The sequence below is a fragment of the Oscillibacter ruminantium GH1 genome (genome assembly GCF_000307265.1).
Taxonomy (GTDB): domain Bacteria; phylum Bacillota; class Clostridia; order Oscillospirales; family Oscillospiraceae; genus Oscillibacter; species Oscillibacter ruminantium.
On record NZ_DF158896.1, the window covers coordinates 249,951 to 266,019 of the forward strand.

Consider the following 16,069-nt stretch of genomic DNA (forward strand, 5'->3'; position numbering starts at 1 on the left):
TGCGTTAATATCGCCCTGCCAGATTATCCAGAAGGAAGACCGGCAGCGTCCATAAAAGGGAAAAGACCAGCAGCCGCAGAGGGTTCATCAGCGCATAGCTGCCAAGGCCCGTCAGATAGAAGCTCAGCAACGCCCCGGAGACGGAACTCAGCAGCGCCAGCGTCGTACCTGCCCGCACGGCGCGGCACAGGCGGCGGCTTCCGGTGACCGTCTCCGCATAGGGAAGCAGACCTTCCCGCAGCAGCAGGGCGCGGGGACGGCCCTGCGCGTTCTCCTGTTCGGAAAATGCCAGCCGATCTGAAAGGGAGGGGTAATCTACCTTCACCTTAGCGGAAAACTTCCGCTTCAAAAGTGCGGGATTCACGTTGGGGTCCCGGGAGGCAAGAATCGGAAGAATATGGTTCCGGTGCAAAAGGCGCAGCGCCCAGTCCACGTTGTCTGTGGGCTTATACTTCACCGCAAACACGGCTGCCAGCTGGCGGTCGATGGAGAGGAACACACCGGTGCGCAGATTCAGTCCGCTGGGCAGGCGAACCTCCATTTTTCGCATAAAGGACGCAGTGCCCAGCAGAACCGATTCCCCGCGAATATTGGCGGAAAAACCGCCTTCCTCGTAAAAGCTGAAATCGTCCAGCGATTCCAGCGAACCGCCCTCGGATACCAGCAGATTGTCGAACAGCCGCCGCAGTCCGCAGCCGGAGGCCCGGGCAAGAGATGCGCCGTAAGACACGACCTTTGGCATTTCCTCGCCAAAGAGCTTCACGCCGTTCAGGCTCACGGCGCCGGGGGGGAACAAATCCTGATCCGTAACAATCATAGATTTTTTTCGGCTGATCCGATCCGCGCCCGCGCAGCCTGCCACGGCACACCCGGCCTTTTGCAGGCGCTTTGCCAACCGGGCGGTGGGAAGCGCATCCGCCATGGGCAGACACAGACTGGTGGACGCCACTAAGATCGCGGACCAATTCAAAAGAAAATCGGAGCCGCGGCCCTGACCTAAAGACCCGAGGCCCGCGAACACAATGGTGGCGACAAAGACCACCGGCAGCAGCGCAGCCTGCCAAAGCTCCGACACGGATGGTTTTTCCGCGTCGGACCAGAAACCGGGGATGCGCCCCGGCTGTTTGCAGGCACCCTTATCAAGGTCCGTCACCAGGTACGGCGGCGCGGAGTCCAAAGCGGCGGTACGGTACGTGTCGCACCGGGCCTTTTCCCGCTGGGAATAGCCCCACTGACCAAACAGCAGTCCCACGCAGGCGGGGAGGGCATACAGCGGCGCGTCGCTGCGGGCGGGAAGCCAAATGCGGGCGGCGCAGTCCAGCAGCGCCGCAGCCGCAGCGACTGCCATCATCAGCTCACCGGTAAAAAATCTATGGGCCAGCCGGGAAAAACCGCGGATAAAAACATGGCGGCACAGAATGCACATCAGAATCAACGCTCCGGCGGAGACAATGGTTTGCAGATGCGCGTCCCCTGCCCAAAAGGGGATGGAATAGCCAGCGGCTTCCGCCGCCTGCGGAATCAGCAGCAAAAGGGAAATGACCGCAGCGGGCGCAAGAGGATGCCGGCTGCGGCGCCAAGCCTTCAGAGCGTTTTTCATGGCGGCATCCAGCGGTTCTTCCGGGCCGATGGGCGGTTCCTCCGGTTCCGGCTCCGGTTCCGGGCCGGGGGGCGCAAAAAGCTGCTCCGTATCCTCCAAAGGAAGTTTCTTTCGGGAGAACAGACCCCGCCGGGAGCCGCGCTCCGCCATGCGGGATTCTCGTTCTTCCATCACGTCTCCCACCGTTAGGCCCACAGCCTGCTCAATGGATACGGGCCGTGGCGGTGGTGGAAGAACTTCCTCAGGAATGGGCGGCTCCTCTGCGCGGGACGATGTCCCCGCCAGAAGGGTATCTTCCTCCGGCTCTTCCGGAACGAAGGGGAGGTCAGCGTCCTCTGCACCACCGGCGAGGGGGGCGGACTCCGCCGGCTCCACCGGCGCGGTCTTTTCCTCTACTTCCTCCAGAATCTGCTGGCGGCGGCTTCCGCCGTATTCCGCCAAAATCTCCTCCAGAGAAAAGTCGCCCTCTGCGGTCACATCGGTTCCGGCTGTCAAATCCTCCGCATCGGTGAGCGCGTCATATGGTTTTTTTCCTTCAACGATCTCTGCCATTTTTCTCTCCCACCCGCGTAGATGTTTTTATCTCAGTCCCTCTGACGCACAGCTTCGTACAGCAAAATTGCCGCCGCTGCGGAGGCGTTCAGAGAATTCAGCTTTCCCCGCATGGGGATGCTGACCAAAAAGTCACAGTTTTCCGCCACAAGACGGGTCATTCCCTCGCCCTCGCTGCCGATGACGATGGCGGCGGCTCCCTTCAGGTCCGCGCTGTAAAGGGCGGTGGTTCCGTCTGCGGCCGTGCCGAAAATCCAAATGCCCTGTTTTTTCAAATCCTTCAGCAGAGCCGGGATGTTGGGAACCCGGGCCACCGGCATATGGGCCACCGCTCCGGCGGAGGTCTTGGCCACAATGGCGGTCAGTCCCGCGCTGCGGCGCTTGGGGATCACGATTCCGTGCGCCCCGGCGCATTCGGCGGTGCGGATGATGGCTCCCAGATTGTGGGGGTCGGAAATTTCGTCGCAGATGACAAGCAGGGGCTTTTCTCCCTTCTTTTCCGCGATGGCCAAAATATCCTCCACTGTGGCGTATTCCCGGACGGCGGCCAGAGCAATCACGCCCTGATGGGCGTGGGTCCGGCTCATGCCGTCCAGCTTGCGCCGGTCGGCCTCCACAACCACCACGCCTGCGGCCCGGGCCTTGGAGGCGATGTGGCCCAGAGTTTTGTCCGTCTCGCCCTTGGCGAGATAAATCTTGTCAATGGATTCCCCGGCGCGCAGAGCTTCGATCACCGCGTTGCGGCCTTCGATAATGCCGTCTGCCTCGGCGGTGAGCAGGTCTTTCTTTTCGCTGTCCATACGTTCTCCTTCAATGTCGTAAAAATCAGGTTCCCGCCGTCAGGCGGGACAAAGACGCCGTCTCCGTGAAAACGGCGCGGGGATTCAGAAATGCAGCAGCAGCTTTGCAGGGCCGAAAACATGGGTGACCGTCCGGCTGTATGCTTGAATTTCTGAGAGATGTCGATAATTATTATAATTGTATCATAGTTTTCGCATACAATAAAGTGAAATTCACAGAAATTTCATCGAAAAGGGGGACGGCTGTCCTTGTGGCCCTCCTCTTTTTATGGTATACTGCATGGTAATTTGAGCACAGCCTCTTATCAGGCAAAGAACCGAAGGAGTATTCATTGGATGAGTCAGAATAACGATCAAAAGAACCGCAAGGGTCCGAACCGAAACGGACAGAACGGCGGCAACAACTGGCGGGGAGTCGTCTCCCTGGTATGTTGGGCACTGCTGCTGACGATCCTGATCAGCTATGCCAGCGCTTGGATTTCCGGTTCGGAGGACAGCGCCTCCGCAGAGATCAGTTACAGTGAGTTTGTCACCCTGATTGAAGACGACAAGATCGCCAAAGTGCAATTTGATTCCAGCACGGGCTTGGCCCATATCACCCCTGTGGAGGGCTTTACCTATACCGACGAAAACGGCAAAACCTATGGTCCTATGCCGGCGCAGCCCAAGAAGGACGATTCCGCCGCCGGAACCGGCGACATCGCCGCGGCGGGAATCAACGGATTGCTGGGTGGAAAGAAGGCCGCCGCAAACGATGGCAGTTTCCAGCTTTACACCGTGGCGCTAAACGATGACGAGTTGATTTCCCGGATGTTGACCCACAATGTGGACTTCTCTTCGCCCTATACCCCGCCGATCAGCCCGGTGCTGGAAATGCTCATTACCTATATCCTGCCCTTTGCCATTATGATGCTGCTGCTGAGTCTGGTGTTCCGCATCATGGCAAAAAAGGGCGGCGGCATGGGCGGCATCGGCGGCATGGGCAGCGTGGGCAAAGCCAACGCCAAGGTTTATATGGAGAAATCCACCGGCGTCACGTTCCGGGATGTGGCGGGTCAAGATGAGGCCAAGGAATCCCTCACCGAGATTATCGACTTCCTCCACAACTCGCAAAAGTATACGGAAATCGGCGCAAAGCTGCCTAAGGGCGCGCTGCTGGTCGGCCCTCCGGGAACCGGCAAAACGCTGCTGGCCAAGGCCGTGGCAGGCGAGGCCAACGTGCCGTTCTTTTCCATTTCCGGATCGGACTTTGTGGAGATGTTTGTGGGCGTGGGCGCAAGCCGCGTCCGGGACCTCTTTAAAGAGGCCAGCAAGGTGGCCCCTTGCATCGTGTTTATCGACGAAATCGACACCATCGGCAAATCCCGCGACAACCGCATGGGCGGCAACGACGAGCGGGAACAGACCTTGAACCAGCTGCTGGCGGAGATGGACGGGTTTGACCCCACCAAGGGCGTGATCCTGCTGGCGGCCACCAACCGGCCGGAGGTGCTGGATCAGGCGCTGCTCCGTCCCGGCCGGTTTGACCGGCGCATTACCATTGACCGGCCCAACCTTGCGGGCCGTATCGCCACGTTGGAGGTTCATACCCGCAACATCCGCCTCAGCGAGGACGTGAACCTGAAAAAGGTGGCGCTGGCCACCGCCGGATGCGTGGGCGCGGACCTTGCAAACTTGGTGAACGAGGCGGCGCTGCGGGCGGTGCGTTTGGGGCGCAAGGCCGTCAATCAGGCGGACCTTTTGGCCGCGTTTGAGCTGGTCATCGCCGGAACGGAGAAAAAGGGCAGCGTTCTGACGGAATTTGAGAAAAAACTGGTGGCGTACCACGAGGTGGGCCACGCCATGGTGGCTTTCAAGCAGAAAAACAGCGAGCCGGTGCAGAAGATCACCATCGTTCCCCATACGCAGGGGTCTTTGGGTTACACCCTGCTGATGCCGGAGGAGGACAAGACGGAGCTGCGCACCCGGGATGAGCTGATGGCGAAAATCAAGGTGTCCATGGGCGGCCGAGCCGCCGAGGAAGTGGTGATGAACACCATGACCAACGGCGCGTCTCAGGACATTCAGGACGCCACGCAGGTGGCCCGGAACATGGTCGCCATGTACGGCATGAGCGGCGAGTTCGGCATGATGGCGCTGGCCTCCCGCCGCAACCAGTATCTGGACGGCGGATACGGCATGGACTGTGCGCAGGATACCGCCGCCGCCATGGACAAGGCGGTTCGGGAGATTTTGAACGACTGCTACCTTCAGGCGGTAGAGGTCATTAAGGACTGCCGCGAGGATATGGACAAGGTGGTTGCCTATCTTCTGGAAAAGGAAACCATTACCGGCGCGGAGATGGTGGCCATTATCGAGGGCCGGGACCCGGCGCTGGTGGAGGATGAATATGCCTCCACCCGTCAGGAAACACCGGGCATCGAGGCTCCTGCCAAAAAGGTGCATATGATCTCCGAGAAGATCGAAGCACCCGCTCCTGCGGAAGAGCCGGCGGAGCCGTCCGCCGAAGGCGCTGAGACGCAGAATTCTGCGCAGAGCGTCGATTCGTCCCCCGCTGACATTTCCGGCGACGGGCCGGAGAATGACCCCCCGCACGGAAACTAAAGGAAACAGCACCCCAAAGTTACTAATAACTTTGGGGTGCTGTTTTGCACAGATGTTTTATGTGAATTACGAATAGAAACGCTGTATCGGCGGAGGACGCAGTTGGGCGACCCCCCCGGCAAGGACAACAACGATGCTGCGCAGAAAAAGACCGTCCAGACTTCAGTGGTTTTATTAGGAATCGGTATTTAGATAGCCGCACTTGAAAATGGGGGGCGTCTCCGCTGCTGTATGGGGCAGAGTTGTGGATCGGATTATCTGAGGAGGGAACACCAAATCAGCAGAGTCGGCATGGAAAGAAGTATCGTGACCACATGCTTTGCTGCAAAGAGGGAATCGTTTTCAACCATTACCAATAATTCTCCATTTTTACAGCAGTGTGCCAACTTGTATCATGGCAAGCAAAGTGCCTTGTAAGCTGAATGAATTCAAGATGTTTGTGGCTGCCTCCGTTTTTCAAGGAAAGAGAGGAACAGGCGGTAAATGGGCAGCAGATAAAGAAAGACCGCCAGAAGGATGCTGACCGTGGGTGCGCCGACGGATGCAAGGGGAACCGCTCCGGCAATTGACCATGGGATCAGCGGCGCCACCACAACGGCGGTGTTTTCCAGCTGAATTGCCAAGGTCTGCGGATCTGACTCATCCTCTCTGCACAGCTGATGGGTCAGCAGAATGGTCAGCGTTTGGTTGCAGGCCACCAGACCGGTCAGAGCGGAGGTACAGAGCATGGCTGCATAGGGTGTAAAGCGTTTTCCCAGCGCAAGAATTTTACAGCGGATACCGTCCAGCAGTCCGGTCTGCTGGAAAATCCCGGAGTACGCGGACGAAAGGCACACGATGGCGGCAACCCGCAGCATGGAAATGATTCCTCCGCCGTTCAGCATGGCGGCTACCTCGGTATCCTGAGCCCTGTACCCAAATATGGCGAAAACGACACAATTGCGGATGGAAATTCGCTGCAACAGCAGGCAGATGGGAATTGCAGTCAGTATACTGAGGGACATGGACAACTTGACGCTGACCCGAAAAACCGATAAACCCAAAATCAGGACCGCAGGCAGCAGCGCGATCCAGTGCAGTTGGAATTCTCGTCCAAACAGAGGAACAAGATCCATAACTGCACCGCCGTGGGGCGTGAAGAAGCCGATCAGCAGATAGACAAAGCAGCTGGCTAGGAAAGGGAGCAGGGCGGTTTTGAGCATTTTCCGAATGTTTTCGAAAATGTTGGTATCCGTCAGTTCCGCGACCAGCAATGCGCTGGTGGATACCGGGGAACACCGGTCGCCAAAATAGACCCCGGAAAGAACCGTGCCGCCAACAAGCACAAGGGGAATGCCCATGGTCACCGCCATGGTCGCGCAGATCACGCCCATGGTTGCGGCCGTGCCAAAGGCTGTGCCGGTCAGCACCGATACCACGCAGTTGAGCAAAAAGGACATGAGAAGAAATAAAGAAGGCTGAAACAGGGAAGAAGCGTAGCAAACAATGGTTGGAATGGTTCCCGCCGCCCTCCATAGAGCCGTTAGAATTCCGATCAGGAAGAAAGTGAGCAGGACATTTTTTGCTGTTTTGACTCCGGCAAAAGACATCCGAATCATTTGCCGCCATGTGAATCCTTTCTGTACCCCATAGAGCAGAAAGATACACAGACCGCCCACCAGTGCGTAGAGAATCGAAAAGTTCAGCAAAACGCACAAAAGCAGGGCGAAACAAAACAGCGATATCACAAGCAGTTCCATAGAAAACCCCGATCTATCATGATTCCCGCAAAAATTTTTGAGCGCTGCAATTTTCAAAAACGCGGTCATGACCAAAACATGCAGCGTATGTTCCATCTCTTTTAAAAGAAGCATGGGACAGTGCAATTGGCAAGTACCTGTTCATTTTCTATTTTAGCAAATAATTCCGTAAAGTTTAAGAGTTTACCGGAAAATATTTTACAAATAGCGGTTGGCTTTCCTGTATCCGATATTAAAAATAAAACGCTGCAAGTCTCTAAAAGCTGCCGGAAAATCTGCCGATTGCCGACACCGATCTGTGTGCGCTGTTGGGAAATGCGTTGGATAACGCCATGGAGGCCGCCGCAAACGCGCAGGACAAGCGGGTGGAGATTCGCGTCCGGGCGGATCGGGGGATGCTGATGCTGCGGGTGGAAAACAGCTTTGAGGATGCGACGACCGAAAAACGTGGAATGTTTGCCACAATGAAAGAGAACGCAGAAGCGCATGGGTTTGGTATCCGCGGAATGCACGAAATCGCCGCCCGATACGGCGGGACGCTGGATACAAAGGTGATCGGCAACCGCTTTGAACTTGTGGCCTGCCTGATGTTTCAAGTCCCTTCCGCAAGCGAAACATGATATCCATGGTCAGACGGGCCGGAGCCATCAGACTTGCGCTTCAAACAAGCCGCCTGCCGGGAAATCTGATACGCTGAAACAGCAACGGATTTGAGCAATTCCTATGTCTTCTGATTTTCCGATGAAACCCTTCATGCCGCTATGAAAATCGTGTGCGATTAACGGAAATATTGACGCAGGGGGGCGGCAAGCAGTCATCATTTGCTTTTTAGAATTGACCATTCAAATTTCAGAACGGGCCGCCTGTATCAATTGCAGGCGGCCCGCTTATTTTACCTTAATCTCACAAGCTGTACTTTTTGCCCGCTTTTATATCTCCTCTGTTATTCTGAATGCGCAAGGAGGAATGAGACGTGGCATGTATGATTCAGAAAATCAGGAAGTGGGAGAGCGCCTTTAACCAAGAAGCCGAACGGTTTCTTTTTAGGCATCCAGTCTTGGGCTTTTTGGGAATGTTTATAGGGGTGCCGATTTTTGTTCTGATCGCGGTCTGTGCCGGCACGACACTCATGATGCTTCCTGTTTCGTGGCTGCTTGACTGGCTGTGAATTTACGCAGACTTAATGCTGCTCCAGAACTGCTAATGCCTTTTTTACCAGTTGAAGGCTACAATTTGTTGCGATATGGAGGAAACAAACGATGCAAGTTCTTATTGGCATGATTGGCGTATGCGCCGCTGCGCTGCTGATCGATTACATCTACATTCTGATGAAGGGAGACAGGCAATAATGGGAACCTACTTTTTGTGGCGCATGGGTCTTGGGGTTATCACCATCGCAGCCTTCGCTCTGTTTACATTTATATATGAAAAAGTATCCAAACACACGCATGATGCGCACAAACACAGCGCACGCGATTTATGAAGGAGGAAGGCGCCATGGCCGGGTCCATTATACAATATGTTCTTTATCTCACAATTTTAGTTGCGCTGGCAATTCCGCTGGGCGCGTACATCAAGCGCGTCATGTATGGCGAGAAAACCACGTTCTCAAAAATATTTACTCCCTGTGAGCGGGCTGTTTACAAAGTCCTCCGCATCAAGGGGGACGAGGATATGACGTGGAAGCAATACCTTGTTTCTATTCTTATATTTTCCGGCATCGGATTTGTTTTTTTGTTTTTGCTTCAACTCCTGCAAGGAGTCCTGCCGGGAAATCCGCAGGGGCTTGGAGGAGTGAACTGGGATTTGTCTTTCAATACCGCTGCCAGCTTTGTGACCAATACCAACTGGCAGGCGTATTCCGGCGAAGCGACTCTGAGCTATCTGACGCAGGCTCTGGGACTGACGGTGCAAAACTTTGTGTCTGCTGCCACCGGCATTGCGGTATTGTTTGCACTCATCCGCGGCTTTACGAAGGTGAAAGAAAAAGGACTGGGCAGTTTTTGGGTGGATATGACGCGGATCATTGTACAGATTCTGCTGCCGCTGAATCTTGCCATCACTTTGCTGCTGGTGGGCGGCGGCGTTGTGCAGAGCTTGAAGTCTGCTGAGACGGTGACGCTGCTTGAGCCTGTCGCCGTCAGCGCGGAGGGTGAAATACTCGAGGATGCGGTTATTGACCTTGCGGCCAAAACCGTCAGCGTGGACGGTAAAATTGTTTCCGACGCGGAGATTGTGACGGAGCAGTTTGTTCCCCTTGGCCCTGCGGCCAGTCAGATTGCAATCAAGCAGACCGGTACAAACGGCGGCGGTTTTTTTGGCGTCAACTCCGCACATCCGCTGGAGAACCCCAGCGCCTTTACCAATCTGATTGAGATGATTTCCTTGCTGCTGATCCCTGCCGCGCTTTGCTTTACCTTTGGAAAAGCGGTTCAAAACAAAAAACAGGGCACTGCAATTTTTCTGGCCATGTTCCTGATGCTTGCCGCCGCCCTGGGGGTCCTTGCGGTGAATGAACAAAACGCTGCCACGGCACTTTCCGAAAACAGCGCCGTGGATGTGAGCATGGCAGATCAGGCCGGAGGCAACATGGAGGGCAAGGAGTCTCGCTTCGGCATTGTCGCATCTGCAACATGGGCGGCATTTACCACAGCGGCCTCCAACGGCTCGGTCAACTCCATGCACGACAGCTATACGCCGTTGGGCGGGATGGTGCAGATGCTGCAAATGCAGCTTGGCGAGGTCATTTTCGGCGGTGTGGGCTGCGGACTTTACGGTATGCTGGCTTTTGCAATCCTCACGGTCTTTATTGCGGGCCTGATGGTTGGTCGAACGCCGGAATTCCTCGGTAAAAAAATTGAGCCTTACGAAATGAAATGGGCTGTGCTGATGTGCCTTGCAACACCGATTGCAATCTTGGTAGGCAGCGGCGCTGCGGCAATGGTGCCGGAGGTGGCGCAGAGCCTGAATAATAGCGGCGCGCACGGATTTTCCGAACTGCTTTACGCTTTTTCATCAGCGGGCGGCAACAATGGCTCCGCTTTTGCGGGGTTCAACGCGAACACCGTTTTCCTGGATGTTTCCCTTGGCCTTGTAATGCTGTTTGCCCGCTTTCTTCCCATAGCTGGCACGCTGGCGATTGCAGGCAGCTTGGCGGGGAAGAAACGGATCGCCATGACGGCGGGTACGCTTTCCACAACCAATGGAATGTTTGTATTTCTGTTGATTTTTGTGGTGCTGCTTATCGGCGCGCTCAGTTTCTTTCCCGCGCTTGCGCTGGGGCCGCTGGCTGAATTCTTCGGCGGCATCGCCTAAAGGAGGGTACTTAAATGGTAACAAAAACAAACGGTGCATTTACAGACAAAAGAATGCTCGGCAGGGCCGTGAAAGATTCCTTTGTAAAACTTGCGCCTAAAACGCAGGCGCAAAATCCGGTGATGCTGCTCGTCTATATTTCCGCGATTTTGACAAGCGTCCTGTGGATCATATCCCTGTTCGGAATTATGGACGCGCCCTCTGGCTATACGCTGACCATTGCAATTATTCTGTGGTTCACCTGCCTGTTCGCAAACTTTGCCGAAGCCATTGCCGAGGGGCGCGGCAAGGCGCAGGCGGATTCCCTGCGGGCGGCAAAAAAGGATGTGGAAGCGCACTGCATCCCGGCTATCAACCGCAAGGAGGACGTGACAACGGTATCCTCGGCTCTTTTGAAAAAGGGCGACATCGTACTCGTCAAAATGGGAGAACAGATACCTGCGGACGGTGAGGTTGTAGAGGGCGCGGCCAGCATAGATGAAAGCGCCATCACCGGCGAGTCTGCTCCGGTCATCCGGGAGGCGGGCGGCGACCGCAGCGCCGTTACGGGCGGGACAACCGTTCTTTCCGACTGGATCGTAGTTCAGGTCACAAATGAGGCAGGAGAGAGTTTCCTTGACAAGATGATCGCCATGGTGGAGGGAGCGTCCCGGAAAAAGACACCCAATGAGATTGCGCTTCAGATTTTCCTTGTGGCGTTGTCTATCATCTTCATTCTGGTCACAGTGTCCCTGTATGCGTACTCTGCTTTTTCAGCGAGACAGGCGGGTATTGCCAATCCAACCTCGCTCACAACGCTCGTTGCATTGCTGGTCTGCCTTGCGCCCACGACCATCGGCGCGCTGCTCTCCGCCATTGGAATCGCCGGTATGAGCCGCCTCAATCAGGCAAATGTGCTGGCCATGTCTGGCCGTGCCATTGAAGCCGCCGGGGATGTTGATATTCTGATGCTGGATAAGACCGGCACGATCACGCTGGGCAACCGGCAGGCTTGCAATTTTATCTCCGTGGATGGATCCGACCCCCACGAGCTTGCCGACGCCGCCCAGCTTTCCTCCCTTGCCGACGAGACACCGGAGGGCAGAAGCGTTGTGGTGCTGGCAAAAGAAAAGTTTGGCCTTAGAGGCAGAACGCTGCAAGACAAGGGGATGCGTTTCATTCCTTTCACAGCGGCCACGCGCATGAGCGGTGTGGACTATGACGGGCAGGAGATCCGCAAGGGTGCGGCGGATTCTGTTCGAGCTTATGTGGAGGCAAGCGGGGGAATCTATTCCGACGAGTGCGACCAGACGGTGAAGGAGATATCCCGCCAAGGGGGTACTCCGCTGGTGGTTGCAAAAAACCGGAAAATTCTTGGCGTCGTCCACCTGAAGGATATCATGAAGCAGGGGGTGCAGGAGAAGTTCGCGGACCTGCGCAAAATGGGCATCAAGACCATCATGATTACCGGGGACAACCCCCTGACAGCCGCCGCCATCGCGGCGGAGGCCGGCGTAGACGACTTTCTCGCGGAGGCAACACCGGAAGGAAAGCTGACGATGATTCGCGACTTTCAAAGCAAGGGACATCTGGTAGCCATGACCGGCGACGGGACAAACGATGCGCCCGCATTGGCGCAGGCCGACGTAGCGGTTGCCATGAACACCGGCACACAGGCGGCAAAGGAAGCGGGCAATATGGTGGACTTGGATTCCTCGCCGACCAAGCTCATTGACATCGTGCGGATCGGCAAGCAGCTTCTCATGACACGCGGCAGCTTGACCACCTTTTCCATTGCAAACGATGTGGCAAAATATTTTGCCATCATTCCCGCATTGTTTATGGGCCTATACCCGGGCCTGACGGCGCTGAATATCATGGAGCTGCATTCCCCGCAAAGCGCGGTGCTGTCGGCGATCATATACAACGCCCTTATTATCATTGCGCTCATTCCCTTGGCGCTTAAGGGCGTGAAGTACCGTGAGGTGTCCGCCGGGAAATTACTGAGCAGAAATCTGCTGATATACGGCCTTGGCGGTCTGGCGGCACCTTTTATCTTTGTGAAGCTCATTGATATGCTTTTGACCGCATGTGGTCTTGCATAAGGAGGAACCATTATGAAAACAGCAAAAGAAATCTTATCCCGTGCGGCGGGGCTTTTCCTGATTTTCACGCTGCTGTGCGGCGTGGCGTACACCGGGATTGTAACAGGTTTTGCACAGGTTTTGTTTCCCAATCAGGCAAACGGCAGCATCATTGAGGCAGACGGCGTAAAATACGGGAGCGAGCTGCTTGGACAAACCTATACCGACGACGCCCATCTGTGGGGACGCATCATGAATCTGGATGTAACTACTTATCAGGATGCCGATGGCGATACGCTCCTGTATTCCGCGCCCTCTAACCTCAGTCCCACGAGCGAGGAATATGCCGCGCTTATAGCGGCGCGGGTTGAAAAAATACGTGGGGCAAATCCCGCTATGGATGAAAAAGCCATACCCGTAGACCTTGTGACCTGTTCCGGCAGCGGACTCGACCCGCACATTTCTCCGGCGGCGGCTGAATATCAGGTGGCACGTATCGCTGCGGCCTCCAACAAAAGTGAGGCGAAAATTCGGGAGATCATTGCCGCGTGCACAACCGGAAAATTTCTCGGTATTTTTGGAGAGGAAACAGTCAACGTGCTGGAGACGAACCTGATGCTGGATGGGATATTGCCCGCATAACGGAACTCCCTCAGAGCCCATCTTAATGCGACCTTAATGTACCTTCCTATTCGCTTACGCCGTCTTTGTGCGGCTGCTTGCATAATTAAGATACGATAAAGAGGCATTAAAGCGAGAGTGTCGTCAGGAGGCTTAAGGGCATGGGGCTACAGGGTTTGCTTTTAAAAAAGAGAAGGTTATCGTCCTTTCAGATTATCCTATTTGGTTTTCTGCTGGTGATCCTATTCGGTGCGCTGCTGCTCACGCTGTCCTTCGCCACGCGGGACGGGTTGGGAGCATCCTTCTCTGATGCGCTTTTTACATCCACCTCTGCCGTGTGTGTGACCGGACTGGTAATCCACGACACGGCCTCTTATTGGTCGCTGTTCGGGCAGGCGGTCATTTTGCTGCTGATTCAGATCGGCGGTATGGGGGTCGTGACGGTGGCAATATCCATTGCCATCGTGTCCGGAAAGAAAATCGGCCTTATGCAGCGCAGCACGATGCAGGAGGCCATCGCCGCGCCGCAGGTGGGCGGTATTGTGCGGCTCACAGGCTTTGTCTTAAAAACTACCTTTGCCGTTGAGCTGATCGGCGCGGCGGTCATGGCTCCCGTGTTCATCCGGGACTTTGGCGCGGCAAAAGGAACGTGGTATGCGCTGTTTCATTCCATTTCCGCTTTTTGCAACGCCGGATTCGATTTAATGGGGCTGAAAGCGCCGTTTTCGTCCTTGACCGCCTATTCGGCAAACCCCGTTGTCAGTCTGACTATTCCCACATTGATCGTGGTCGGCGGTATCGGGTTTTTGACTTGGGATGATATCAAGACAAACAGGCTGCATCTTTCAAAATACCGGATGCAGAGCAAGGTGATCCTGAGCACAACAGCGGCGCTGATTATACTCCCGGCATTATACTTCTATTTCGTTGAGTTCGCCGCTCCTGTCTGGGCGGATATGCCCACAGGCGAGCGGGTGCTTTCCTCGGTTTTTCAGTCCATTACCCCGCGGACGGCTGGGTTTAACACCGTGGACCTCACCGCTCTCAGCGAGCCGGGGCAGATACTATTGACGATTTTGATGCTGATCGGCGGCTCTCCCGGCTCCACCGCGGGCGGCATGAAAACCACAACGCTGGCTGTGCTGCTGTTCACCGCGTTTGCGGTGTTTCACAAGCGGGACGATACCTGCTGCTTCGGGCGGCGGATCGCGAGCGAAACGGTCAAATATGCGGCGGTCGTCTCCATGATGTATCTTCTGCTTTTTCTTCTGGGCGGTTTTTTGATTAGTTCTATGGAGGGATTGCCCATGCTGACCTGCCTGTTTGAAACGGCCTCGGCCATCGGCACAGTGGGGCTGTCGCTGGGGATTACGCCGGGGCTTGGCCCTGCGTCAAGGCTCATCCTGATTCTGCTGATGTATTTTGGCAGAGTGGGCGGACTTACCTTGATCTTTGCTGTTCTATCTGGCACAAAGGAAAATGTCTCCAAACTGCCTCAAGAAAAAATAACGGTTGGATAAGGAGCTGCGCGATGAGATCAATATTGTTAATAGGCTTGGGCCGATTTGGGCGGCATATAGCCCTGAAGCTCAAGGAATTGAACAATCAGGTAATGGCTGTGGACAAATGCGAGGAGAGAATCGACGAGATACTGCCCTATGTCACCAACGCGCAGATCGGGGACAGCACAAACGAGGCGTTTCTAAAATCCTTGGGCATTCGCAATTTCGACGTGTGTATCGTTGCCATAGGAAACGATTTTCAAGGCTCTTTGGAAACGACCTCGCTGCTGAAGGAATTGGGCGCGAAGCTCGTTGTGTCCCGCGCGGCGCGGGATGTGCAGGCCAAGTTTCTCCTGCGAAATGGCGCAGACGAGATTGTGTACCCGGAAAAGCAGCTTGCCACATGGACGGCAATCCGGTACAGCTCCGAGCATATTTTCGACTACATAGAATTAAACGACACCCACTCTATTTTTGAAATCGCAATCCCGGAAAGCTGGGTGGGCAAGACCATAGGCGCGGTGGATATTCGGCGAAAGTATAGTGTCAACATCATGGCGCTGAAAAGAAATGGACAGCTTGAAATGTCGATAACATCCGACACCCGCTTGCCTGCCGACGCAACCATGCTGGTACTGGGAAGCAATCGGGATATTCAAAAATGCTTTCATATTTGACCGGTTGATGCTGCAAGGGGGGAGCGTATTATGCAGGACATCGGATTGCTTCTCGGCGTCGCTGCGGTTTTTTCGTTTGGGTGGTTCGTCATGAAGCGGCTGGACGCCTTTTTAAAACGCAATGCACAGGAGATTCAAGAAAGAGCGGCTGGTGGGGCACATGCCTTGCGCATCGCCTTTTCTGACCCTATGGCTGCGGGTGCGGTTTCGCGGACCTTGGAGCTGATCTGCAAAGCACATCCCGATACTGCGGTCTATCTTTACACGGCGGACGCCAATATCATTCTTGCGCGGCTGCATGGCGGGCAATTGGATGCTGCGATAATCCCCTGTGAGACGGCTGGCCAAAAATCCTCTCAATACGGCAGGGAGGATGTTTTGGTCAGACCCAGCGCCGTGCTGGTAAAAGACGCCGCTCTGCCGCTATGCCCCCTTGAAACAAAAGGGGTTTTGCAGCAGCTTGTTTGGGTAAAAGGGGCTTGTAATGGCGTGGCTGAGGATTTTGCAGCGCAAGCCGCACATGATTTACAGCAACAGGCTGGAAATGCGTGCTGGGAAAAGGTATAATTGCTTTGCAACAGGAAGAAGGTGAATCT

At 55.3% G+C, this 16,069-nt stretch carries 12 protein-coding genes; 9 read left to right on the forward strand and 3 right to left on the reverse strand.

Features of this window, described 5'->3' with window-relative positions; translation table 11 throughout:
• Positions 1-4: 4 nt before the first annotated feature.
• Positions 5-2,152: a hypothetical protein gene (locus tag ON16_RS14840; RefSeq protein ID WP_051131460.1), complete on the reverse strand. Its 2,148-nt coding sequence runs from the start codon at positions 2,150-2,152 to the stop codon at positions 5-7.
• 32 nt (positions 2,153-2,184) lie between these two features.
• Positions 2,185-2,952, reverse strand: coding sequence for a 23S rRNA (guanosine(2251)-2'-O)-methyltransferase RlmB (gene rlmB, locus ON16_RS01315; protein WP_040658751.1), 768 nt, complete (start codon positions 2,950-2,952; stop codon positions 2,185-2,187).
• Between the two features lie 336 nt (positions 2,953-3,288).
• On the opposite strand from rlmB, the gene ftsH reads away from it, so the two are divergent.
• On the forward strand, positions 3,289-5,556 hold the full coding sequence (ftsH, locus tag ON16_RS01320; RefSeq protein ID WP_243441742.1) for an ATP-dependent zinc metalloprotease FtsH: 2,268 nt from the start codon (positions 3,289-3,291) through the stop codon (positions 5,554-5,556).
• A 428-nt stretch (positions 5,557-5,984) separates the two neighbouring features.
• Here ftsH and ON16_RS01325 read toward each other — a convergent pair whose 3' ends face one another.
• Entirely contained in the window at positions 5,985-7,295 is a 1,311-nt protein-coding gene (locus tag ON16_RS01325; RefSeq protein WP_040659789.1) for a Na+/H+ antiporter NhaC family protein, read from the reverse strand.
• A gap of 296 nt (positions 7,296-7,591) precedes the next feature.
• Here ON16_RS01325 and ON16_RS01330 point away from each other — a divergent pair, with 296 nt between their 5' ends.
• The 8 genes from ON16_RS01330 to ON16_RS01365 all read left to right on the forward strand — a co-directional run bounded on the left by ON16_RS01330 (position 7,592) and on the right by ON16_RS01365 (position 16,040).
• The gene (locus tag ON16_RS01330) at positions 7,592-7,915 is read left to right on the forward strand and encodes a GHKL domain-containing protein (RefSeq protein ID WP_274531945.1); all 324 of its coding nucleotides are present in this window, start codon (positions 7,592-7,594) and stop codon (positions 7,913-7,915) included.
• A 353-nt stretch (positions 7,916-8,268) separates the two neighbouring features.
• Positions 8,269-8,463, forward strand: coding sequence for a hypothetical protein (locus ON16_RS01335; protein WP_144032023.1), 195 nt, complete (start codon positions 8,269-8,271; stop codon positions 8,461-8,463).
• A gap of 329 nt (positions 8,464-8,792) precedes the next feature.
• Positions 8,793-10,610 (forward strand): potassium-transporting ATPase subunit KdpA, encoded by a 1,818-nt coding sequence (kdpA, locus tag ON16_RS01340; protein ID WP_040658753.1) that lies wholly within the window; start codon positions 8,793-8,795, stop codon positions 10,608-10,610.
• A 14-nt stretch (positions 10,611-10,624) separates the two neighbouring features.
• Positions 10,625-12,694 (forward strand): potassium-transporting ATPase subunit KdpB, encoded by a 2,070-nt coding sequence (kdpB, locus tag ON16_RS01345; RefSeq protein ID WP_040658754.1) that lies wholly within the window; start codon positions 10,625-10,627, stop codon positions 12,692-12,694.
• Positions 12,695-12,706: 12 nt separating this feature from the next.
• A complete protein-coding gene (gene kdpC / locus ON16_RS01350; RefSeq protein WP_040658755.1) occupies positions 12,707-13,315 on the forward strand; it encodes a potassium-transporting ATPase subunit KdpC in 609 nt (202 codons plus the stop codon).
• Positions 13,316-13,455: 140 nt separating this feature from the next.
• Entirely contained in the window at positions 13,456-14,814 is a 1,359-nt protein-coding gene (locus tag ON16_RS01355) for a TrkH family potassium uptake protein (RefSeq protein ID WP_040658756.1), read from the forward strand.
• An 11-nt stretch (positions 14,815-14,825) separates the two neighbouring features.
• The gene (locus ON16_RS01360; RefSeq protein ID WP_040658757.1) at positions 14,826-15,473 is read left to right on the forward strand and encodes a potassium channel family protein; all 648 of its coding nucleotides are present in this window, start codon (positions 14,826-14,828) and stop codon (positions 15,471-15,473) included.
• A 30-nt stretch (positions 15,474-15,503) separates the two neighbouring features.
• On the forward strand, positions 15,504-16,040 hold the full coding sequence (locus tag ON16_RS01365; RefSeq protein ID WP_040658758.1) for a LysR substrate-binding domain-containing protein: 537 nt from the start codon (positions 15,504-15,506) through the stop codon (positions 16,038-16,040).
• Positions 16,041-16,069: the final 29 nt, after the last annotated feature.

What these genes read in the sequence shown, in the direction of transcription:
- ON16_RS14840 (WP_051131460.1), bottom strand. Translation starts at nt 2,152, where the DNA reads ATGGCAGAGATCGTTGAAGGAAAAAAACCATATGACGCGCTCACCGAT.
- rlmB (WP_040658751.1), bottom strand. Translation starts at nt 2,952, where the DNA reads ATGGACAGCGAAAAGAAAGACCTGCTCACCGCCGAGGCAGACGGCATT.
- ftsH (WP_243441742.1), top strand. Translation starts at nt 3,289, where the DNA reads ATGAGTCAGAATAACGATCAAAAGAACCGCAAGGGTCCGAACCGAAAC.
- ON16_RS01325 (WP_040659789.1), bottom strand. Translation starts at nt 7,295, where the DNA reads ATGGAACTGCTTGTGATATCGCTGTTTTGTTTCGCCCTGCTTTTGTGC.
- kdpA (WP_040658753.1), top strand. Translation starts at nt 8,793, where the DNA reads ATGGCCGGGTCCATTATACAATATGTTCTTTATCTCACAATTTTAGTT.
- kdpB (WP_040658754.1), top strand. Translation starts at nt 10,625, where the DNA reads ATGGTAACAAAAACAAACGGTGCATTTACAGACAAAAGAATGCTCGGC.
- kdpC (WP_040658755.1), top strand. Translation starts at nt 12,707, where the DNA reads ATGAAAACAGCAAAAGAAATCTTATCCCGTGCGGCGGGGCTTTTCCTG.
- ON16_RS01355 (WP_040658756.1), top strand. Translation starts at nt 13,456, where the DNA reads ATGGGGCTACAGGGTTTGCTTTTAAAAAAGAGAAGGTTATCGTCCTTT.
- ON16_RS01360 (WP_040658757.1), top strand. Translation starts at nt 14,826, where the DNA reads ATGAGATCAATATTGTTAATAGGCTTGGGCCGATTTGGGCGGCATATA.
- ON16_RS01365 (WP_040658758.1), top strand. Translation starts at nt 15,504, where the DNA reads ATGCAGGACATCGGATTGCTTCTCGGCGTCGCTGCGGTTTTTTCGTTT.